This is a genomic window from Chryseobacterium sp. 3008163, from assembly GCF_003669035.1.
Classification (GTDB): Bacteria; Bacteroidota; Bacteroidia; order Flavobacteriales; family Weeksellaceae; genus Chryseobacterium.
This window is the reverse complement of the sequence record NZ_CP033070.1, coordinates 572,283-595,462: the sequence shown is the minus strand read 5'-3', so window position 1 is coordinate 595,462 and position 23,180 is coordinate 572,283. Positions and strand designations below refer to the sequence as shown.

Sequence of the window (23,180 nt, the reverse complement as noted above, 5' to 3'; positions counted from 1 at the left end):
CTCTTAGCCTAAATCCTTTTTATCCTGTTCTTCTCGTAATCCTCGAAGATCATCTGTCCCAAACCTGAAAGTCCAGTCAGAAAAGCTTTTCCTTTATTTTGTGCAGTAAAAGCATTCACAAACTGACGAAGATAAGGATCCTGGGCAATCATAAAAGTGGTAATCGGAATTTTCAGTTTTCTTGCCTGTGCAGCTTTATTCAAACATTCAGTTACAATTCTCTGATCAAGTCCGACACTGTTCATGTAATACTCGCCATTGGGTAGCTTCAGACAGCTTGGTTTTCCGTCGGTGATCATGAAAATCTGCTTGTTGGTATTTCTTTTTCTGCGGAGAATATCCATTGCCAATTCCAATCCTGCAACGGTATTTGTGTGATACGGACCGACCTGCAAATAGGGAAGGTCTTTGATTTTAATTGGCCACGCTTCGTTTCCGAACACAATGATGTCAATGGAATCTTTTGGATATTTTCGTTTGATGAGTTCCACCAAAGCCATTGCCACTTTTTTGGCTGGAGTGATTCTGTCTTCACCGTACAAAATCATCGAATGACTGATGTCGATCATTAAAACCGTGCTCATCTGAGCTTTGTGTTTGGTTTCTTCCACGATGAGGTCGTCTTCGGTCATTCGAAGGTCTGCAATTCCGTTGTTGATTTGGGCGTTTTTCAGACTTTCAGTCATGTTCACCGTTGATAAATCATCACCGTATTGGAAGTTTCGGTTTTCGCCATCACGTTCGTCACCGACTCCGGATTTGTTGGTTCTGTGATTTCCGATGCCACTTTTTTTAAGCTTACCAAAAATCTGGTCTAAAGCATATTCACGCAAAGCTGCTTCCAGTTTGGCGGTCAGAATATTTTTGCCTTTTCCGGGTCCTGTATTTCCTTCTTCGGAATCGTCTTCTTTTTTGATGTAGCCTCGTTTTCTGAGGTCTTCTTCAAAGTCTTCTAGCGTATATTCGTCGGTGAAAATATCGTATTCTTTATCAAGCATATCGAGCCATTCAAAAGCTTCCTCAATATCGCCGGAAGTGTGGGTCAGCAAATCTTTGAACACATCAAAAACCCGGTCAAAATGCGATATTTCTTCCGGAACGTGTTTGCTGAATGTAAATCCCTGTTGAAAATTAAATTGTTTATCTGTCATGAGAAGAATCTCGTTTTTAGAAAAGACAAGTTAGGGATTTTTTGTAGGAGTGGAGTGGGTTAAAAATAGAAAATGTGGATGATGGTGATAGTCTTTAAAAAATTAATTAAAAGTAATTCCTGCTTTATCAGCTTTAATTACTAAATAATTTATAAAAGCACTACATGATACTAACATAAATTTTGCATCTTCAAAATCACAGTTATTGTCTTCAGTCAAAGCATGCCTTATTCCATCTGTATCACTTGTATAACCATAGATTTGTTTGAAACCCCTTTCAAGTGCGGAATGGATTTTTAATTTACCTTTGATTTTGTCCAATGCGCCACCCAAACTATCTTTTGAATTATTTGAAATAATTTTTGAAATTGATTCAACTGCTGAAATTGATTCTTTTATAGAGTTTCTATAATCGGGATTAAGTCTATCAGAAAGTTTTGATAATGATGATTTTAGATGTGTATTACAAGATTTAAGTGATGTGAAGTCTTGAGTTATAAATAAAGATTCTTCAATCTCTTTTATTTCTGTTTTGTTGGTTATTGGAACAAGTTCACCGTCAATAAATCTATATCCAGCAAATTCCCTTTCAAGAATTAGATTAAAATTTTCATATAATTCTTCTGTATTTATACAATCTGTAAATATAGAATTTTCTGCTAGCTCTATACTATATTCGATTAAGTCATAAAGTTTATACCAATCAGTATTGAAAAAAAAATTCTAATAGAGGTTTTTACATCAGGAAAGTATGAAGGTATTTGATCTATTGGATATTTAAATAAATTATGCCATAAAGAGTTACTGAAAAAGACAGATGGGATTACATTGTGATAATAGTCATATTCTTCACTAATCCGCCCTAATAAGTAGAGATCATAAATATTCCAAAGTCCATTTTTTAGATCATTATCAATACTTTCAATTTGAATATCTTTTATTATGATACTTTTACCTATTCGTTGACTAAATTTCATTTTTATTTAGTTTATTACAAAATTATTATTTATGCCAAATATAAAACATTTTTAAGGTACTCAAATACTAAATTATGCACTGTGAAATTGTAAAATGTTATCTTTGTGTCCAGAATTAATGCTATGAAAGACTTAATGGGACGCGCAATCTGGGATTATTTTCACAACGAAAATCCTGAAGATCTGCAGACTGAAACTTCAATTTCCGAACTCGATGAACTTCCGGTAGACTATCTTTTCAGAGATTTTGAGGAGATGAACAAAATTGAACAAAAAGCTTTGAAATTAGCTCATGGAAAAGTTCTCGATATTGGAGCAGGAGCGGGTTCGCATTCACTCTATCTTCAAAATGAAAGAAATTTAGAGGTTACCGCTTTGGATATTTCTCCAAAATCAATTGAAGTTTGCCAATTGAGGGGGATTCAGAAAGCAGTTGCTCAGAATATGCTTGAATTTTCAGGAGAAACTTTCGATACCATTCTTCTGTTAATGAACGGAACCGGAATCTTCCAAAGCCTGAACGTGATTGATATTTACCTCAAAAAACTTTATTCCTTATTAAATAAAAACGGACAAATTCTTATTGATAGTACCGATATTTTATACATGTTTGATGTTGATGAAGATGGCGGAGTTTTGATTCCCGCAAATGGATATTATGGTGAACTAGATTATGTGGTTCACTATAAAAATGAGTCTGAAGACCCTATCAAATGGCTGTATCTTGATTTTAATACTTTGCAAAATGCAGCAGTAAATAATGGTTTCAAAATTGAAATGATTTTGCAGGATGAGGATTCTTATTTGGCAAAATTGACTAAGGGATAAAAATTGTCATTGCGAGCATAGCGAAGCAATCTCTAAAAATTTGAAGTTCTTAAATATTTACTGTTACAATCTTTTTAACCATTAAGATCTATTAAGGATATAAGAAAATTTAAGTTTAACTTCGTTTTAAGTTCAGTTAAATGATTGCCTACTATTCACGAAATTCTATTCTGAAAATCTCATTAAAAAATAACTTGAAAATAACCCGTAATAATTGTTGAAAATCAGAAATAACATGACAACTGCAAACAGAATAGGGAACAAGTAAGATTGGGATCTATACACGATTCTCTTGGGCATTGTAGTCACCCAAATTATAATCAAAATTATTGGACCTAAAATAATAGGAAATGTTTCTGGGCTGTATCTTGATGAAGTTACCAAATTATTTTCAACTAAAAAATTGTAAACATAATATTGTAACGGAAGATAAATCGTTCCAAACAGAAAAGTGAAAGTTGCGGGAATGTATTTTTTTAATTTTAAGAAATTTAAACTTAATAAAACTGCTCCGAAAAATGTTCCCAAAAAAAGCTTGAAACCAAAATCAATGTTCTTGAATATAGTTTTACAGCGGATGGATCATTGGTGATATGATCTTTCCAGTCTTCTGTTTCTTCGTGCTTTTTTGCTGCTTCAGTTTCTATTTTTTGCTGAATAATATTCTGAATGTTGATTTTTTCTGATTCATTGAAAATCCGTCCCCTTTCTTCAAGGATTTCAAGCGCCATCTGAACAGCTTCTGGAACGAAGCGGTTTTGGGGGTTTAAATAATTTTCTAGTTCCTTATTGGAAAGTTTACTTAAAACATTTTTTTTGACCATTATTCAGAAAAAAAATGGGCATCAGAAAATGCCCATTTGTATATTTTAAGATTTAAAAATTATCCTATTTCAATACCGTTTTCCACCGTTTCATCAGGTGTCACAAAAGATAATTTCCCATCAGCTTTTGTCGTTAATAACAACATTCCCTGAGATTCGATTCCTCTGATTTTTCTTGGAGCAAGATTTAATAAAATCATCACCTGCTTTCCAATCACTTCTTCAGCGGTAAAACTTTCTGCAATCCCTGAAACTACGGTTCTTACATCAACACCTGTATCAACAGTCAGTTTTAATAATTTATCTGCTTTTTCTACTTTTTCAGCAGTTAAAATCGTTGCTGTTCTCAAGTCGATTTTTGTAAAATCATCAAACTGTATTTCGTCTTTCATAGGGTTGGCGTTAGGATTTGTTTTTTTATTGTTTTGTTTAGTATTTTCTAATTTCTGGATTTGAAAATCAATCACATCATCTTCAATTTTTGAGAAAAGAAGAGACGATTCGTTGATCTGATGTCCAGTTTTAATTAAGATTTTTTCATTTTTAATGTCGCTCCAATTTAATTGTGAAACATTAAACATCTTCTGTAATTTTTCTGCACTGAAAGGTAAAAAAGGTTCACAAATTTGTGCTAAACCAACTGCAATTTGTGCAGCGATGAAAAGTGAATTTGCCGCCTTCTCAGGATTGTCTTTAATGGTTTTCCAAGGTTCTTCAATTTGTAAATATTGATTTCCGAATCTTGCCAAATTCATCATTGAAGTCAAAGCATTTCTGAATTCGTAGTTTTCTAAAAAGGTTTCAACTTCTGTTGCTGCCTTTGTAATTTCGTTGAGTTCATCAGCATTTTCATTTCCTGCAGGAATAATTCCGTCATAATATTTATGAATTAAAACCGCAACTCTGTTGATAAAGTTCCCAAAAATCCCAACTAATTCTGAATTATTCTTCGTCTGAAAATCTTTCCATGTAAAGTTGTTATCCTTCGTTTCAGGAGCTGATGAAAGCAATGCATAACGCAAAACATCCTGCTGTCCAGGGAATTCTTCCACATATTCGTGTGCCCAAACCGCCCAGTTTCTTGAGGTTGAAATTTTGTCGTTTTCAAGATTCAAAAATTCAAAAGCAGGAACATTTTTAGGCATTTTGAAATCTCCGTGAGCCTTCATCATTGCAGGGAAAATAATACAGTGAAATACAATATTATCTTTTCCGATAAAATGAACCAAATCAGATTCTTCACTCTGCCAGTAATCTTTCCAGTCTTTTCCATTTTTCTCAGCCCACTCTTTGGTGAAAGAAATATATCCGATTGGTGCATCAAACCAAACATACAAAACTTTTCCTTCTGCATTTGGAAGTGGAACAGGAACACCCCAGTTCAGATCTCTGGTCATGGCACGAGGTTTCAAACCATCGGTTAACCAAGATTTTACCTGTCCGTAAACGTTCGGTTTCCAGTCGTCTTTGTGACCTTCAATAATCCATTCGTTTAAGAAATCTTCATATTCATTTAAAGGTAAATACCAGTTTTTAGTCTCTTTTAAAATCGGAACATTTCCGCTCAACATTGATTTTGGATTGATCAATTCTGATGGCGAAAGGGTAGAGCCACATTTCTCACACTGATCTCCGTAAGCGTTTTCGTTGCCGCAATTCGGGCAGGTTCCAACGATGTAACGATCTGCTAAAAATTCATTTGCCTGTTCGTCAAAATACTGTTCAGACATTTCTTCTGTGAACTTTCCTTTTTCGTAAAGCACTTTAAAGAAATCCTGACTCGTTTCACGGTGATTAGCCGATGTCGTTCTTGAATATTCATCGAATGAAATTCCTAAATCTGCAAAAGATTTTTTGATGATTTCATGATATTTATCGACGATATCCTGTGGTGTAACTCCTTCTTTTTTAGCTCTTATGGTGATAGGAATTCCGTGCTCATCTGATCCACAGATAAAAGCAACATCTTTTCCCGATCTTCTCTGAAATCTTGCGTAAACATCTGCAGGAATGTAAACTCCCGCCAAATGCCCAATATGAACCGGTCCGTTTGCGTAAGGCAAAGCCGCCGTAATCATCTTTCTGTTTGACATTTATAGTATAGTTTTAAGTCTGCAAAGATAAAGATAATCTGCCAAAATTCCTGAATTAGCTTAGTATAATGTATGTAATATATTTTCGCAAAGCTTTATTAGTAACTATTGTATTTCTTCATTAAACGAAGTGGCTTTGTTTAGCATAAAAAAATAATTATTTTTAGAAAAAGACTTTGTCTAACCTTGCGATAATTTTAAAAACAAGGCAAAACAAAGAGAAATAAATGCAGTGAAAAATTTGGGATAAACAAAGCCGTTTCACTTATTTTCTGAATACAAAGATTTATATAAAAGATAAAAAGAATCTTTACTCGTTGTACATTTTAAAGTACTTTCGTCACTTCGAGTAGATTTTTGAAAAAAAATAGTATCGAGAAGTTTGTAATTTTGAAGATAAAACTATTCTCGATACATTTTTTCTCCACTTTGTTACGAAAAAACACTCGAATTGACGAATCCAATATTGCAATTTTTCAAAATGCACAACGGTTAGGAATCTTTATTTGATTTGTTACTAATTGTTGATGCTAATTTTTTATTTTTAAACTTTATAAAATTCAATAAGATGAAAATTACAATTAGCGCAGTTTTGCTTACGATGATGTTTGCGGGTGCAGATGCGCAGTCGTTGAAATCTCCCGATGGAAAATTTGAAATGAATTTCCAGTTGAAAAACGGAATTCCTTTTTATAATTTAAAATATAACGGGTCTACTGTTATTGAAGACTCCAAATTGGGATTAAGGCTTTTTAAAGATACTTCGGTAACATTTGCTTCTGAAATTGCTAAAACTGAAGATGCGAAATTTGATTTGAATAATGATTTCGTTAAAACTTCTGAGAAAAGAGATTCAAAAAATGAAACCTGGCAACCGGTTTTAGGCGAAAAGAAAAATTATATCAACCATTATAATGAATTGGCGGTTACGTTAAATCAAAAATCTACGGACAGAAGTGTTGTAGTGAAATTTCGATTGTTTAATGATGGTCTGGGTTTTAGATATGAATTTCCACAGCAAAAAAACCTGAATTATTTTGTCATCAGAGAAGAAGATACAGAATTTGATTTTCTGACGGATATGAAAGCCTGGTGGATGGTCGCTGACTACGATTCTCAGGAATACAAATATCAGGAAACCAATATCTCTGAAATTCCACAAAAATGGGATAAAGCTTTTGATTCTAATGCTTCTCAGAAATTAATCAAAAATGCGGTTCAGTCTCCGTTAATGTTAAAAAAGAACGGAAAAGAACCTTTGTACATCAATATTGCAGAAGCGGCAGTTCTTAATTATGCAGCATCTCATCTTGAAGTTGACGCTCAGAATTTTAAATTTAAAACCCATCTTACGGCAGACAGGCAAGGCGCAAAAGGATATATTCAGACTCCTTCTGTGACGCCTTGGAGAACCATTATTGTTTCGCCAAAAGCAGAAGAGTTGATGGATTCTAAAATGCTTTTTAATCTGAATGAACCTACGAAATATACCGACACTTCTTATATAAAACCTACAAAATACATGGGAGTCTGGTGGGAAATGATCATCGGAAAAGCACAGTGGGCATATTCTACAGCAGATAATGTGCATCTTGGAGTAACCGATTTTTCTAAATTAACACCCAACGGAAAACATGGAGCCAATAATACAAAAGTTAAAGAATATATTGATTTTGCCGCTGAAAATGGTTTCCAGGGATTGTTGATTGAAGGTTGGAATGTTGGTTGGGAAGATTGGTTCGGTCATTCGAAAGAATATGTTTTTGATTTCCTGACGCCTTATCCTGATTTTGATATTAAAATGTTGAACGAATATGCTCAATCTAAAGGTTTAAAATTAATCATGCACCATGAAACTTCTGGTTCGGCAACGAATTATGAAAGATGGGCAGATCAGGCTTTTCAAATGATGAATAAATATGGTTATACTTCTGTGAAAACGGGTTATGTAGGCGATATTATTCCGAGAGGAGAGCATCATTATTCGCAGTGGACGATCAATCATTATTATAGAATTGTTGAAAAAGCAAACGACTATAAAATTATGGTCAATTCTCATGAATCTGTTCGTCCGGGAGGAGAAAGCCGTACCTATCCGAATTATATTTCAGCAGAAGCAGCAAGAGGAACAGAGTACGAAGCGTTTGCCGGAAACAATCCTGACCATCAGACTATTCTTCCGTTTACCAGATGGATGGGCGGTTCGATGGATTACACTCCTGGAATTTTCCAGACAAAATTAGATTATTATTTTCCGGGAGATCAACGTTTTGTGAAAACTACTTTGACAAAACAGTTGGCTTTGTATGTGACAATGTACATGCCTTTGCAGATGGCTGCAGATTTACCTGAAAACTACAAAAAACACATGGATGCGTTTCAGTTTATCAAAGATGTGGCGGCAGATTGGGATGATACCAAAATACTTTCTGCAGAACCGGGTGATTACGTGATTACAGCCAGAAAAGCAAAAGGAACTGAAAATTGGTTCGTAGGCGGAATTACCGATGAGAACAAACGAGATTATACGGTAGGTTTTTCATTTTTAGATAAAGGAAAAAAATACGAAGCGATAATCTATGAAGACGGAAAAGATGCAGATTACATTGACAATCCTCAGAGTTATAATATTTACAAAAAACAGATTAACAGCAAATCTAAAATCAATTTTAAAATGGCTCGAAGCGGAGGTTTTGCTATCTCAATTAAACCTGTGAAATAATTTAAATATGAAAAAAACTACAATAATTTTTACAGTAATACTTTATGTATTCGGTTTTACCACGTTATCAGCTCAGGCAAAATTTGAAAAAGAAAAAATAGAAATTTCAAAAATGCTTAATGATTTTAATGTGGCAGCAGCAAATGCTGAATTCGAAAAATATTTCGACTTCTACGCTGATGAATCAACATTTATTGGAACTGATGCAACCGAAATTTGGAACAAGCAAGAGTTTAAAGTTTGGGCAAAACCTCATTTCGACAGAAAAAAGACCTGGAATTTCACGTCCTTGAAAAGAAATATCTATTTCAGCAAAGACGGAAAGCTGGCTTGGTTTGATGAATTATTAGATACTCAGATGAAAATCTGCCGCGGCTCGGGAGTTTTAGAAAAAATAAACGGCGCTTGGAAAGTAAAACAATATGTTCTCTCGATGACGATTCCAAATGATGTTTCGGACAAAGTGGTTTCAGAAAAATCTGCGTTAGAAGATGTTTTGTTACAGGAATTAAAATCTTCTAAAAAATAAAAAGCAATAAAAAAAGTAATTAATCAATAGGAGCGGACTTTAGTTCGCTTTTTTTATTTGATATGGATGAATGGCTTTAGCCAAAACTTTAATTAAATCTAAAAGGAATTCAAGTCGAAGAAAATTCACATTTTACTTACAATCACTTCTTACCTTACATCAACATTTTCCGACAAAGCTCGCTGTACATTTGTACTATAAATAATCAAAAAAATATCTACAATATGAAAACAGTATATCACAAAGCAGATTCTAGAGGTCACGCAGATCACGGTTGGTTAAATTCTTATCATACCTTTAGTTTTGCGGGGTATCAAAACAGAGAAAGATCTAACTTTGGAGTGTTGAGAGTTTTAAATGACGATACCGTTTCACAAGGAATGGGGTTTGGAACGCACCCTCACAAAAACATGGAAATCATTTCTATTCCGTTAGAAGGAAATTTAGAGCATAAAGATTCTATGGGAACCACTGCAGTTATCAGAAAAGGAGAAATTCAGGTAATGAGCGCCGGAACTGGTGTAATGCACAGCGAATACAATCAAAATAAAGATGAAGCTGTAAAATTCTTACAAATCTGGGTTTTCCCAAGAGAAGAAAATGTTGAACCAAGATACGACCAAAAAAGCATCAAAGACGGAGAAAAAATCAACGGTTTTCAACAGATTTTATCTCCCAATAAAAACGACGACGGAGTTTGGATTCATCAGGATGCTTGGTTTAATTTAGCCAACTTTACCAAAGGAAATGGTAAAAACTACACCATTAACAAAAAAGGAAATGGCGTTTATGCTTTTGTTTTAAAAGGAAGCGCAAAAGTTGGTGACAGAATCTTAAACGAAAAAGACGGCTTAGGAATCTGGGACACCCAAAGTTTTAACATCGAAGCAGTTGAAGACACCGAAATTCTTTTAATGGAAGTTCCAATGGATTTACCTGAATATCTAAAATAAAAAGTAATATTTTCGCAAACCAAAATTCCCCTCCACTGGAGGGGTGGCGAAAATTCAAAGAATTTTTGAAGGGGTGGTTTAAAACAGTACAATAAAATAAAACAAAACATCTCACCAACAAGCCCCAAAGGGGCGACATAACAAAGCATAGGGCTTTGCCTTATGAAATAAAAAACAGACAACAATTATACAATGAAAATCCTAGCCATCGCAGGAAGCAATTCCGAAACATCAATCAACAGACAGCTCGTAACATATGCTACAACTTTATTCGAAAATGCAGAAATAGAGATCGTAGACATGAACGATTTTGAAATGCCAATTTACAAACATCAGCGTGAAGTAGAAAGTGGCGTTCCACAACAAGCTATCGATTTTGCTTCAAAAATTGATAGTGCAGATGTACTTTTAATTTCACTTTCTGAGCACAACGGAACATATTCAACAGCATTTAAAAATGTGTTTGACTGGACTTCAAGAATCAAACAAAGAGCAGTCTGGAACGAAAAACCGATGTTGTTAATGGCGACAGCTCCCGGTGGAAGAGGCGGTTTAGGAGTTTTAGAAGCTGCAGAAAAACGTTTTCCTTTGCATGGCGGAAATATTGTAGACACTTTTACGCTTCCTTTCTTTAATGATAACTTCGATAAAGAAGCTCAGAAGATTTCTAACGCTGAAAAAGACAGCGAGTTACGCGAAAAAGTAAATAAGATTTCTGCAGTTGAAACAATCTTAGAAAAATAGCATTTGAATATTAACTTAAAATTAATATCTTTGCACAAAGAAAAAAAGAATGAAGATTCAGTCCACTTTCAAAGAATGTTTTTCCCTTAATGGAAAAATTGTGGCCTCTGAAATTCTGAGATAAAACATCAGCCGATAATCTACCAAGATTGTCGGCTTTTTTATTGAGATAATTAAAAATAAATTGTACCAATTGGGCATGATTACAATTGAAAAGATTGTTATACTGCTAAACTGATACACTGTTACATTACATACTATGAGCAATACTTACAAATCTGCAGGTGTAGACAAAGAAGAAGGTTACAAAACCGTTGATAAAATCAAAAAAGCGGTGGGCGAAACGCACAACTCCAATGTATTGAATCATTTGGGAAGCTTCGGTGCTTTTTACGAAATCGGAGGTTACAAAAACCCGGTTTTGGTTTCAGGAACTGATGGAGTAGGAACGAAATTGAAAGTTGCTTTAGACTCAAAAAGATATGATTCTATCGGTGTAGACTGTTTCGCAATGTGTGCCAACGATATCCTTTGTCACGGTGCAAAGCCTTTGTTTTTCCTTGATTATTTAGCTTGTGGAAAACTTGATTCTGAAATCGCTGCTGAAATCGTTTTAGGAATGGTAAAAGCTTGTAAAGACAACAACTGTGCATTAATTGGTGGTGAAACTGCCGAAATGCCGGGAATGTACCAGCCGGGAGATTACGATGTTGCAGGTTTCTGTGTAGGAATTGTTGAAAAAGACCAGATTATTGACGGTACTAAAATCAAAACCGGAGATAAGATCATCGCCTTACCAAGTTCAGGATTCCATTCAAACGGTTTCTCTTTAGTGAGAAAAATATTCCCGAATTTCGAAGAAGAATTTGAAGGAAAACCTTTATATGAAACACTTTTGGTTCCTACAAGATTATATTTCAAAGATATTCACAGCGTAATCGAAGAAGTGGAAGTTTCAGGAATTGCTCACATTACAGGTGGCGGTTTGTACGAAAATATCCCAAGAATCATCGGTGACGGATTGTGTGCTTCAATCGATGCCTCAAAAATCCAGATTCCTAGCGTAATGTTGGAGTTGGAAAAAAGAGGAAACATCGCTCGTGAAGAAATGTTCGGAACTTTCAATATGGGTGTAGGGATGATCGTAGTTGTTGATCCTGAGCACGCTGAAAAAGTGCTTCACCTTTTAGACGACGCTTACGAAATCGGAGAAATCACTGAAGGAGCTGAAAAGATCGATTTAAAATTTTAGGAGCTTAATCCCGCTTTCCGCTATATCTTTTGTTCCGCTTCGCTACACAAAAGGATGCCGCTTCAATCGGGGCTAGTTAATAACAGTCAAAGCCTTGTCAAGGTTTTAAACCTTGACAAGGCTCACAAAATAAAAATGAAAAACTTAGTTATACTCGTTTCAGGTTCAGGAACCAATCTTCAGAGAATTATTGATACCATCGACAGCGGAGAAATCCGAAATGCAAAAGTATCTTTAGTTGTTGCTGACAGAGAATGTTACGGACTCGAAAGAGCAAAAAACCACAACATTGAAACTGCGTTGATTCCGAGAGGGAAAAACTTTAGCAGTGACTTGGGTAAAATCATCCCCGAAAATACAGATTTAATCGTATTGGCAGGATTTTTATCCATCCTCAAACCTGAGTTCGTGGAAAGTTGGGAAAATAAAATTATCAATATTCATCCAGCCTTACTTCCAAAATACGGTGGAAAAGGAATGTGGGGACATCACGTTCATAATGCGGTAATTGAAGCTAAAGAAAAAGAAAGCGGAGCAACCGTCCATTTTGTAACCGTAGGAATCGATGAAGGAGAAGCAATCCTCCAAAAATCATTCGAAGTCACAGAAAACGACACTCCCGAAACGTTAGCAGAAAAAGTTCACAAAATCGAATATGAAATTTTTCCAATAGCCATCAATAAATTACTCAATGTACCAATCTAATAATCTAACAATTTACCAATTAAAGGTATTGTTACACTGTTAAACTGATACATTGTTATATTAAATAAAAAAGACACACTTAGATAAAAAAAGAATATTTCGAAAAAGTAAAAAATCTAAGTAAAAGTAAGATCGGAGGTGAAAGAACCGGTCTACAGTTTGAAATAACTGTAAAAAGTAAAAGTTGAAAAAGTCCTGAAAGGGACAAAAGTAAAAATGAGTGAAAATCGCAATCCTGCGATTTTCGCTTCAAAAAATGAAAAATCTATGAGCAAGAGAGTTTTGATCAGTGTTTCTGACAAAAGCGGATTAACAGAATTCGCACAGTTTTTAGAATCTCAAAATTATGAATTGATCTCTACAGGAGGTACATTCAAACATTTGAAAGACGCTGGTTTAAATCCGATTCAGATCGATGAGGTGACCGATTTTCCTGAAATGTTGGACGGAAGAGTTAAAACTTTACACCCGAAAGTTCACGGTGGTTTATTGGCGGTTCGTTCAAACGAAGAGCACATGAAAACCGTTCAGGAGCACAATATCGGTTTGATCGACATGGTGATTGTGAATTTGTATCCGTTTTTTGAAAATGTAAACAAAGACATTTCATTACACGAAAAAGTTGAATTCATCGATATCGGAGGTCCTTCAATGCTTCGTTCTGCTGCAAAAAATTTCGATTCTGTAACTGTAATTACTGACGTTGAAGATTACGAAAAAGTAAAAATCGAAATGGAACAAAACGGTGACACGTTCATCGAAACCCGTAAAAGATTAGCAGGAAAAGTATTTAACTTGACTTCAGCTTATGATGCGGCAATCTCAAGAATGCTTTTAGAAGAAGATTATCCGACTTATCTAAGCGCTTCATATAAGAAAGTTTCAGACTTAAGATATGGAGAAAATCCACACCAGACTGCAGCGTTCTACGTTTCAACTTTTGAAAATGGTGCGATGAAAGATTTCGAACAGTTAGGAGGTAAGGAATTGTCATTCAACAACCTTCGTGATATGGATCTCTGCTGGAAAGTGGTAACAGAATTTAAAGAAGAAATGGCTTGTTGTGCCGTAAAACATTCCACACCTTGTGGAGTGGCGATTGGAACTTCAGCTTTAGAAACTTATAAAAAGACTTTCGAATGTGATCCTGTTTCTATTTTCGGAGGAATTGTTGCTGCCAACTTCAAAATCGACGCTGCAACCGCTGAAGAATTAAACAAAACTTTCTTAGAAATCGTAATGGCTCCGGAATTTGATGAGGATGCTTTGGAAATTTTAAGAAAAAAGAAAAATTTAAGAATTATAAAAATCGTTAATCCGGTTTCAGATAAGCAAACTTGGGTAAAAGTTGACGGTGGAATCTTGGTTCAGGACAACGACAGTATTTTCTCAGACGATATTAAAGTGGTTACTGAAACTCAACCGACTGAAGAGCAGAAAAAAGCATTATTATTCTCTCAGAGAGTGGTAAAATACGTGAAATCAAACGCAATCGTTGTTTCAAACGGAATCCAGGCTTTCGGAATCGGAGGCGGACAGGTGAACAGAATCTGGGCAACTCAACAGGCCATCGAAAGAGCAAAAGAGAAATTCACAGGAGAATTAGTTTTGGCTTCTGATGCATTTTTCCCTTTCCGTGATGTGGTAGATTTCTGCGCTCAGGAAGGTATTACAGCAATAATTCAACCTGGCGGAAGCGTAAAAGATCAGGAAAGTATTGATGCTGCCAACGAACACAAAATCCCAATGATGTTCACAGGTGTAAGACATTTCTTTCATTAAAATTGAATTAAAATAGTAATTTGAGATTGTATTTATAGCATTCAAAATTATATATTTGTAAACTAGATTAGAAATAAATAAAGTATGAGAATATTAATCATAGGTGAAGGTGGAAGAGAATCTGCACTGGCAGCGAAACTTCAAAAGGACAACAGAGTTACTAAAATGTTTTTTGCCAACGGTAATGCGTCTACAGATGCCATCGGGCAAAATGTTCATATGTCAGAAATCAAAGAATTGAGAGATTTTGCGATAAAAGAAAAAGTAGATCTTACGATTGTAGGTCCGGAAGCTCCTTTGGTAGCTGGTTTGAAGGATGAATTTAAGAAACATGATCTTAAAGTTTTCGGTCCGAACCAAAAGGTAGCAAGTCTTGAAGGAAGTAAGGCTTTCTCTAAGAAATTTATGCAGACCTATGATATCAAAACAGCAAAAGCTGTGGTATTTGATTCATATAACGAAGCTAAAGAATACGTACAGACTCAGGAATATCCTTTGGTAATCAAAGCGAGTGGTTTAGCAGGCGGAAAAGGAGTTGTTATTTGCGACACTCTTGAAGAAGCTGAAGCGACGATCCACGATTTCATGATTAGAAGAATCTATGGTGATGCTGGTATTCGTTTGGTGATTGAAGAATATTTACAAGGTTTTGAAGCATCAATCATTGCATTCTCAAACGGTGAAAAAATCTTCCCTTGTATTGCTGCAAAAGATTATAAAAAAGCTGGAAACGGTGATAAAGGTCCAAACACAGGTGGTATGGGTTCTGTAGCACCAAGTCCGGAATTTACGGCAGAACATACTGCAGATTTTGAAAAAAATATTTTAGAGCCAACATTGACGGGCCTTAAAGCAGAAGGTTTCAGTTTCAAAGGAATCATTTTCTTCGGATTGATGGTAACTAAAAACGGAACGTATCTTTTAGAATACAACATGAGATTCGGAGATCCTGAAACTCAAGTTTTGATGGCGTTAATGGAAAATAATCTGTTAGACGTGATCAACGATTGTATGAACGGAAAAGATTTAGATCTTAAATTCAAAGACGAAAAAGCAGTTTGCTTGGTAATGTGTTCTGGTGGTTACCCTGGAAACATCGAAACTGGATTTGAAATCACAGGAATAGAAAAAGCAAAACACAGCCAGGTATTGTGTGCAGGAGCTGTAAAAAAAGGGGACAAAATAGTTTCTAACGGAGGTCGAGTAATGAACGTAGTTGCTACGGGAGCTACATACGACGAAGCCAGAAAGAAAGTATATGAAGACGCACTTCACGTTCACTTCGATTACAGTTTCTACAGAGAAGACATCGGTAAATTTTAATATAATGCCCTGATTTTTTCGGGGCTTTTTTATTAGAAGCCGAGAACCTGCTGTCCGCTGTATCTTTTTTGTCATTGCGAACAACGTGAATTAATTTGTTGAACTATTTCTCAATCGCAATAACAAAAAAGGATGCCGCTTCCATCAGGGCTAGGGTTTTCGTCCTTTTAAAAAATTAGGTAAATCAACATCATTTGTTTTATCATTTATAAATTATCAATCATCAATTATACAATGAATAACGGTATTATCATATTAGATTTCGGATCTCAGTACAACCAGCTTATCGGAAGAAGAATCCGTGAGATGGGAGTGTATTCTGAAATTTTACCATTCAATACACCATTAGCAACAATCTTAGAAAAACAGCCAAAAGGAATCATCCTTTCCGGTGGACCAAGCTCTGTAAATGCAGAAAATGCTCATTTGGTTGAAAAAGAATTGTATGAACAAGGAATTCCTGTATTAGGAATCTGTTACGGAATGCAGTTGACCGCACATCTTTTAGGCGGAAAAGTACACAAAGGCGTAAAAGGCGAGTACGGTAAAGCACATTTGGATATTGTAAAAGAATCATCTTTATTAAAAGGCGTTACTCAGAATTCTGTAGTTTGGATGAGCCACTTTGACGAAGTAGGAATGTTGCCTGCAGGTTTTGAATTAAATGCAAAATCAGGAGTAATCGCTTCAATTGCCAACGAAGAAAAGAAAATCTACTGCGTACAGTTCCACCCTGAAGTTTCTCACACAGAAGAAGGTGGTAAAATGTTGGAGAATTTCGTTTTTGCCATCTGTGAATCAGAGAAAAACTGGAAACTGACCAATTATATCGACAAAACAGTTGAAGAAATCAAAGAAAGAGTAGGAGACAACAAAGTGATCCTTGGTCTATCAGGTGGTGTAGATTCTTCTGTTGCTGCCGTTTTAATTCACAAAGCAATCGGTGATCAGCTTCATTGTATATTTGTAGACACCGGACTTCTTCGTAAAGACGAAGACGTAAAAGTGATGAGAAATTACGGCGAGAGTTTTAATATGAACATCAAATTGGTTGACGCTTCAGAAAGATTTTTATCAAAATTAGCCGGAGTTGACGATCCTGAACAAAAAAGAAAAATCATCGGAAACGAATTTATTCATGTTTTCGACGAAGAATCTCATAAAATTGAAGGAGCAAAATTCTTAGCGCAGGGAACAATTTATCCTGACGTGATCGAAAGTCAGTCGGTAAATGGACCTTCAGCTGTAATCAAATCTCACCACAATGTGGGTGGACTTCCAGAAGAAATGGAATTTGAATTGCTTGAGCCTTTAAGAGAACTCTTTAAAGACGAAGTAAGAAAAGTGGGTGAAGAATTGGGTATTCCTCATCATTTGGTACACAGACATCCTTTCCCGGGTCCAGGTTTGGGAATCAGAATTTTGGGTGCTGTTGATGCTGAAAAAGTGAAAATCCTTCAGGAAGCTGATGATATTTTCATCGAAGAATTATATAAAAACGATTTGTATGAGAAAGTTTCTCAGGCATTCGTAGTTCTTCTTCCTGTAAAATCTGTCGGAGTTATGGGTGACGAAAGAACCTATGAATACACAGCAGTAGTTCGTTCTGCCAACACTATCGATTTTATGACCGCAACGTGGAGTAGACTTCCTTACGAGTTTTTAGATACTGTTTCAAGCAGAATCATCAACGAAGTAAGAGGAATCAACAGAGTAGCTTACGATATTTCAAGCAAACCACCTGCAACGATTGAGTGGGAGTAATCCTATACGAACTATTTAAATAAAAAAAAGCCTGGTTATATCTTTATAGCAGGCTTTTTTGTTATTATCAAAAAGCTTTTTTATGTCTCAATTAAAGATATTTTCGTTACTCTGAGACCTTTATTTTTTATTTTTAAATTGAAAAATAAATTGACCCTTTTTTTGTAGAATTATTATACATTTAGCACCAGTAATTTTTTACAATTCAACTCTCAGGCTAATAATCCGAAAAAATGAAAATAAAACATCTGATTACAATAATCGTACTTGGCTCAATACTGACCAGTTGTATGGCTTCCAGTAAAAATAATTCACCTTCTGAAAACTATCCATGGTTTCCGTTTTCATGGTATGCCGCAAAGATTTCAGGAAAGAATTTTGATAAAGTAGCCATGCTTGTTCCTGTTAAAGTTAATGATTTAAATGCAAATTTCACCCTTCAGTTCGATTTGGGAAGCGATGCAACACTTGTCTACGGAAATACAATAAACAGTTACTATAAAGAAAGTGAAGTGAAAAACTTCCTCATAGAAAGCTCTAAGTCTACGGATAATGGAGGAAAAACAGTGTATAAGACAAAAGGACTGATTTATCATTTAGGAAAACTGTCTAAAGATAATTTAGTGTATAAAGAAAACTACGGAGATAAAATTCCTACAGATTCATTATTTAACAAAAAACCTAAGCACATCGGAACTTTAGGTGCAGATATGTTTAATAATAAAATACTTATCATTGATTATCCTAATAAAAGAATGTGTGTCCTTGATTCATTAGACAGCCATTTAAAGAAAATGACGACATTTGTAGATGCAAAATCTAATAATGGTAGACTGAATATTCCTCTTACTATTGCAGGCAAAACCCATTGGTTTATGTTTGATACAGGTGCAAGTTTATTTCCCATTAATACCAATAAAGAGCTGTGGACTTCATCGGTAGACCAAACTGTCAAAACAGATACGATAATTGCGAATTCATGGGGTGAAAAAGTTAAATTTTATGGACGACCAATTAAAGAAAAAGTATATCTGGGAAAAAGAAAGCTGGAAAATGATTATGCCTGGTATAATGATAACAAAAGACTTCAGGAATTCAATAAAACCGAGAACATTGACGGTCTGACAGGAAATGCGTTTTTTGTTAATAACATTATTGTACTGGATTTTAAAAATAATAAATTCGGGGTAGTGAACTAACTCCAAAAACTCATAGTGCAATTGAATAAAATAATCCTGCCTTTTTTCTGGTGGGATTTTTATATTATTTTTGAAATCTCTTTCTTAAAAAATTAAGTGCATGAAAAATATTTTAATCGCAAGCATTTTAATAATTTTACTCGGATGTAATAGAAACCCGGAAATTACTGAGGTTATTAACAATCAAAAAATAATTTCTGAAATTGATAAATTTATTACAGATTCTAATAATAAGAAGAAAGTGAAATTTATTGTTGTTTCGGGAACTGATGATAGTAATAAGAATGTCACTGAGCTATTATTTGCCAATCAAAAACCTACAATCATTAATGAAAATTCTAAGAGAATTAATGATGAAGTAAAAAATGAAAAATATGGATATTTTAAATATAAGGATTACGAGTTTTTAGTTTCAGAAAGACTGAATAAAACTTTTAAATTAAAATATGAGAATTTTGATAAAATGAAAGACCATTTTATTATGAAAGACAATTATCCTGAAAAGGCAGAAGTAGCAAAAGAGAAATGGAGAACCATGTATTTAAAATACAATAAAGAAAAAGATTCAGTTGAATTCAGTAACATTTCTGAAATATCAATGTCAGATTACGCAAATTAACAAATACCAGCTTTTCGAGGCTGGTTTTTTATTTTACTATTTAGAATTTATGCAAAAACATAGTAATTACTGAGATATTTAGGAGAATTAAAATACAATACAAAATTTTGAAAATTTTATTTTCACCTGCCAATAGATAACTTAGAAATAGTAATGGACCAAACACAAAGAAAATTGAACTTTTTACTTCAGCGTTGTTAAGAGATGAATAAGAAAACAAATTTATATTATATGTAATATTATTTATTAAATCAGGAAAAAATATTCTTAAAATAAAAATAATAAGTATTGTGATAATATGTATGAGTCTGAAATATTTCATCTTTTAGTTTTGACAAAAATAAAGATTATTAGACAAAATTTAAAGTGTTTTTACAGCTGATTTTATTTATAGTTCAATTAATATCACTTTTAAGTGATTAAAATAATCAACTCATCTTAAATTTTTCATATATTTGAAAATTCAGAAAAAAATATAGCAAGAAACCTTTAAAATAAAGTGTTGAGAAAGTTTTATACCCATTTCAAGTTCCGAATCAATCAAAGTTTGCGGATGTTTAATTTAAATCCGAAAATCAGTCTTCCTGCATTTTTAATTTTTGGATGTCTGGTGGTGGTGAAATTTCCTCTAGCAATTTTATATCCTTCACTATTTTTTCTATTGACATTTGTTTTTCACATCAACAGAAAAGATATTCCGTTTCTGCAAAAAGTCTTCGTAAGAGAATGGAGGTTAGTGGTTTTTCTTGAATCGGTAATTATTTACAGCATATTCCTGCTAGCAAACATCAATTATAAAATTGATCAATATGCACTTCTGTTTTTTGCTGCTGTGATTTCCTTCGCTTTTTTCTATCCCAAAAAACAAATTCGCTTCGGGCTTCAATGGAATTTTATTCCGACTTTTCTTTTTGAATGGAAAAGTTATTTTAGGAAAAATACGATTTTGGTGATTTTGGTTTATCTAATTCTAGTGATGTCGTCTTATTATCCGGCAAGTTTTATTTTATGCGGAATTTTTACATTTGATTTTATAGGCGCTATTTTTGAGCCCAATGAAAGTAAAGAAATGTTGGAAATGTATTTTAAAAAGTATGATTTTACATTTAAACTGCGAAATAATCTCGCTTTTTTCAACCTTGTTTTGCTGCCTACTTATATTGGTTTCTTGGTTTTTAATTACTCTGAAAGCTTTTATCTTCTGTATTATATGGTATTTATGAATCTGTATTTCCTTTTGATTCTCACCAGAAAATACAAAATATACAACTTTAAAGAAAGAGGAAATTACTACGGAATGATTGTCTTTTTAGAATTTTTTGTCTGCAGTATATTGATTATTCCTGCAATTTTCGTAATCAAACAAAATATCAAAGAGGCAAAACAAAACATCAGAATTTATGTTGGAAATTAAAAATTTATCGGTCAGTTTTAAAGATAAAAATGTCTTAAAAGGCTTGAATCTAAATTTAAAAGAAGGTTCTATCATTGGTTTGCTTGGAAAAAATGGAGCAGGAAAAACTACACTATTTGAATCTCTGTATCAGAATCAAAAATATACTGGCGAAATTCTTTGGAATAACGAAAAACTCAAAAGAAAGAGCATTTCTTATCTCGAAACTGAAAACTACTTCTACCCATACATCACCGGAAAAGAGTATTTAGAATATTTCTCAGAAAACGAGCAGCAATCTGTAAGCGAACTTACCAGAAAATTTAAGTTGCCACTCAATAAATTTGTTCAAGATTATTCCAGCGGAATGAAAAAGAAAATTGCGTTGATGGGAATGCTGATGCTCGATAAACCCATCAACATTCTTGACGAACCTTTTAATGGAGTAGACTTTGAAGGCGTTCATATTTTATATGAAATCATCCGTGAACTGAAAGATAAAAACAAAATTGTGGTGATTAGCTCGCATATTATTGAGACTCTATTTCATACCTGTGACAAAATTGCAATTTTGGAAGAAGGAGTTATTAAAGATATATTTGATCGCTCAGATTTTGATCAACTGAGTAATTTTAAATTTTAAAAATAAATTGGTTCATCGTTTTACAGCTTCATCCGAACATTTTTTATGATTAATTTTTTACATTTGTTCAATGAAGATAGCATACCTTGGTCCACAGGCGAGTTTTACGCAGTTGGCAGCCACACAGATTTTCCCGAATGAAGAATTGGTTCCACAGTCGAGCATTTTAGACTGTTTCAATGCCGTTAAAAATAATGAAGTTGATAAAGCGGTCGTTCCTTTAGAAAATTCTATTGAAGGTACGGTTTCAATGACATTGGATTATCTCTATGACTTCGAAGTATTTATTGAAACTGAATTGGTGATGCCGATCGCGCATCATCTGATGATTCATCCTGATAACGAGACTTTTGATAAAATCATTTCGCATCCTCAAGCCTTGGCGCAGACTTTTCACTTTAGACATGATTATTATAAAGATATTCAGTCGCAGGATTATAGTTCAACAGCCGCAGCCGCAAAATTGGTTTCTGAAAATCCAGACGAGAAATGGGCAGCAGTTGCCAATCGATATTCAGCAAAATTGTATGGTTTAAAAATCATTCATCAAAATATTCAGGATTTTGAACAGAATCATACCAAGTTTATTGTGATTTCAAAAAAGAAAGAAAGTTTAAAATTGGATTTACCGCAAACTTCTGAGAAAACATCACTTATCATCACACTTCCCGAAGATCACGCGGGAGGTCTTCATCAGGTACTTTCCGCTTTTGCATGGCGAAAAATGAACCTTTCAAAAATTGAAAGCCGAACTTTGAAAACGGGTTTGGGAAATTACTTTTTCTTCATCAATGTTGCCAGTGAATGGCACAATGTTTTGTCTCAAAACGTCATCGATGAGATTATTTCTTTAGGTTCTAATGTGAAATTTTTAGGACATTACAATGAATATGTTTTTACAGAATAATTTCAGTTAAATATTGGTTTCATGTGTTCAATTCTTCGTATTTTTAAGATATAAAATTCACACACATGATGATTAAAGAAAAACAGAAGAGTTTCATTAACGAAGATTTCAAATATTTTGCAAAGCTTTTTGGAAGGTCAACTCTGAGCTTTTTGAAAATAAATTTGATAGGCCAATTCTCGATTGCAATTCTTTGCATTGCGACAATAATGATAATCATCCGACAAACATATTCAAATGGCAGCGGTCCAGTTCACACAAATGGTGATGCTGCCATTGTTGTGCTTTTTATGCAAAGACCTATTGCGTTTGGTTTGACGTTGCTAAGTATGATAGGCAGTCCGTTTTTATTATTCTCAATGGGAAATAAATACGTGATGTTCAAAACAATCAACCGACTGATTGCTGATAAAGGTGAAAAATTATTGTTCCCGATTATAGATAAAATTCTTTTAAAGGTGAAAGAACATCAACCTGAATTATTCAAGCAAGGCGTTGACAAAACTAAGTTGCAGCTGAGAATTTTGCAGGAAATCAGAGATTCAAAACAAAACAAATGGCTGAAGAAAATTATCACGTTTGGTTTTAAAAAAGTAGACTTGAATGAAATTGATTTCAAAGACGAAAACGTAAGCTTTTCTGAAATTATTAAAGTGAAAATCATCGATCAACTGAAAAGTATTTCCGAACCAAGCCGACTTTTCTTTTGGGTGATTTTGGGGATTAATCTTTTAATATTGATTTTGACGGGATTTAAAGTGATTTAAAATTA

20 protein-coding genes and 1 pseudogene are annotated in these 23,180 nt (G+C 34.1%); 16 read left to right on the top strand and 5 right to left on the bottom strand.

What is annotated here, in order from left to right; genetic code table 11:
* Positions 1 to 8: 8 nt before the first annotated feature.
* The 3 genes and pseudogenes from EAG08_RS02580 to EAG08_RS22555 all read right to left on the bottom strand — a co-directional run.
* Positions 9 to 1,151, bottom strand: a complete 1,143-nt coding sequence (locus EAG08_RS02580) for a vWA domain-containing protein (protein WP_129534078.1) — start codon at positions 1,149 to 1,151, stop codon at positions 9 to 11.
* Positions 1,152 to 1,253: 102 nt separating this feature from the next.
* Positions 1,254 to 1,484: a hypothetical protein gene (locus tag EAG08_RS21740; protein ID WP_129534077.1), complete on the bottom strand. Its 231-nt coding sequence runs from the start codon at positions 1,482 to 1,484 to the stop codon at positions 1,254 to 1,256.
* Positions 1,485 to 1,712: 228 nt separating this feature from the next.
* Positions 1,713 to 2,128, bottom strand: a pseudogene (locus EAG08_RS22555) (AbiJ-NTD4 domain-containing protein); the annotation flags it as partial.
* A gap of 123 nt (positions 2,129 to 2,251) precedes the next feature.
* Between EAG08_RS22555 and EAG08_RS02570 the strand changes: the two are divergent.
* The gene (locus EAG08_RS02570; RefSeq protein WP_129534076.1) at positions 2,252 to 2,956 is read left to right on the top strand and encodes a class I SAM-dependent methyltransferase; all 705 of its coding nucleotides are present in this window, start codon (positions 2,252 to 2,254) and stop codon (positions 2,954 to 2,956) included.
* 497 nt (positions 2,957 to 3,453) lie between these two features.
* Here the strand turns inward: EAG08_RS02570 and EAG08_RS02565 are convergent, their stop codons facing one another.
* Both EAG08_RS02565 and metG read right to left on the bottom strand, forming a co-directional pair.
* A complete protein-coding gene (locus EAG08_RS02565) occupies positions 3,454 to 3,780 on the bottom strand; it encodes a hypothetical protein (RefSeq protein WP_129534075.1) in 327 nt (108 codons plus the stop codon).
* Positions 3,781 to 3,839: 59 nt separating this feature from the next.
* Positions 3,840 to 5,873: a methionine--tRNA ligase gene (gene metG, locus EAG08_RS02560; RefSeq protein WP_129534074.1), complete on the bottom strand. Its 2,034-nt coding sequence runs from the start codon at positions 5,871 to 5,873 to the stop codon at positions 3,840 to 3,842.
* Between the two features lie 568 nt (positions 5,874 to 6,441).
* On the opposite strand from metG, the gene EAG08_RS02555 reads away from it, so the two are divergent.
* The 15 genes from EAG08_RS02555 (at position 6,442) to EAG08_RS02485 (ending at position 23,175) form a co-directional block, all read left to right on the top strand.
* Positions 6,442 to 8,595, top strand: a complete 2,154-nt coding sequence (locus EAG08_RS02555) for a glycoside hydrolase family 97 protein (RefSeq protein ID WP_129534073.1) — start codon at positions 6,442 to 6,444, stop codon at positions 8,593 to 8,595.
* Between the two features lie 7 nt (positions 8,596 to 8,602).
* Positions 8,603 to 9,124: a nuclear transport factor 2 family protein gene (locus EAG08_RS02550; protein ID WP_129534072.1), complete on the top strand. Its 522-nt coding sequence runs from the start codon at positions 8,603 to 8,605 to the stop codon at positions 9,122 to 9,124.
* A 224-nt stretch (positions 9,125 to 9,348) separates the two neighbouring features.
* Complete coding sequence (locus tag EAG08_RS02545) at positions 9,349 to 10,077, top strand: pirin family protein (RefSeq protein WP_129534071.1); 729 nt, start codon at positions 9,349 to 9,351, stop codon at positions 10,075 to 10,077.
* Positions 10,078 to 10,269: 192 nt separating this feature from the next.
* Positions 10,270 to 10,821, top strand: coding sequence for an NADPH-dependent FMN reductase (locus EAG08_RS02540; RefSeq protein ID WP_129534070.1), 552 nt, complete (start codon positions 10,270 to 10,272; stop codon positions 10,819 to 10,821).
* A gap of 259 nt (positions 10,822 to 11,080) precedes the next feature.
* The gene (gene purM, locus EAG08_RS02535) at positions 11,081 to 12,073 is read left to right on the top strand and encodes a phosphoribosylformylglycinamidine cyclo-ligase (protein WP_129534069.1); all 993 of its coding nucleotides are present in this window, start codon (positions 11,081 to 11,083) and stop codon (positions 12,071 to 12,073) included.
* 135 nt (positions 12,074 to 12,208) lie between these two features.
* Entirely contained in the window at positions 12,209 to 12,778 is a 570-nt protein-coding gene (purN, locus tag EAG08_RS02530) for a phosphoribosylglycinamide formyltransferase (protein ID WP_129534068.1), read from the top strand.
* A gap of 267 nt (positions 12,779 to 13,045) precedes the next feature.
* Positions 13,046 to 14,560 (top strand): bifunctional phosphoribosylaminoimidazolecarboxamide formyltransferase/IMP cyclohydrolase, encoded by a 1,515-nt coding sequence (purH, locus tag EAG08_RS02525; RefSeq protein WP_129537203.1) that lies wholly within the window; start codon positions 13,046 to 13,048, stop codon positions 14,558 to 14,560.
* Between the two features lie 84 nt (positions 14,561 to 14,644).
* Complete coding sequence (purD, locus tag EAG08_RS02520; protein ID WP_129534067.1) at positions 14,645 to 15,883, top strand: phosphoribosylamine--glycine ligase; 1,239 nt, start codon at positions 14,645 to 14,647, stop codon at positions 15,881 to 15,883.
* A gap of 234 nt (positions 15,884 to 16,117) precedes the next feature.
* Complete coding sequence (gene guaA, locus EAG08_RS02515) at positions 16,118 to 17,647, top strand: glutamine-hydrolyzing GMP synthase (protein WP_129534066.1); 1,530 nt, start codon at positions 16,118 to 16,120, stop codon at positions 17,645 to 17,647.
* Positions 17,648 to 17,880: 233 nt separating this feature from the next.
* The gene (locus EAG08_RS02510; RefSeq protein ID WP_129534065.1) at positions 17,881 to 18,846 is read left to right on the top strand and encodes a hypothetical protein; all 966 of its coding nucleotides are present in this window, start codon (positions 17,881 to 17,883) and stop codon (positions 18,844 to 18,846) included.
* Positions 18,847 to 18,946: 100 nt separating this feature from the next.
* On the top strand, positions 18,947 to 19,465 hold the full coding sequence (locus EAG08_RS02505; protein WP_129534064.1) for a hypothetical protein: 519 nt from the start codon (positions 18,947 to 18,949) through the stop codon (positions 19,463 to 19,465).
* A gap of 553 nt (positions 19,466 to 20,018) precedes the next feature.
* Positions 20,019 to 20,879, top strand: coding sequence for a hypothetical protein (locus EAG08_RS02500; RefSeq protein WP_129534063.1), 861 nt, complete (start codon positions 20,019 to 20,021; stop codon positions 20,877 to 20,879).
* Positions 20,866 to 21,501, top strand: coding sequence for an ATP-binding cassette domain-containing protein (locus tag EAG08_RS02495; RefSeq protein WP_129534062.1), 636 nt, complete (start codon positions 20,866 to 20,868; stop codon positions 21,499 to 21,501). The genes EAG08_RS02500 and EAG08_RS02495 overlap by 14 nt, the downstream gene beginning before the upstream one ends.
* A gap of 70 nt (positions 21,502 to 21,571) precedes the next feature.
* Positions 21,572 to 22,408 (top strand): prephenate dehydratase, encoded by an 837-nt coding sequence (gene pheA, locus EAG08_RS02490; RefSeq protein WP_129534061.1) that lies wholly within the window; start codon positions 21,572 to 21,574, stop codon positions 22,406 to 22,408.
* A gap of 65 nt (positions 22,409 to 22,473) precedes the next feature.
* Positions 22,474 to 23,175, top strand: a complete 702-nt coding sequence (locus tag EAG08_RS02485; protein WP_129534060.1) for a hypothetical protein — start codon at positions 22,474 to 22,476, stop codon at positions 23,173 to 23,175.
* Positions 23,176 to 23,180 lie beyond the last annotated feature (5 nt).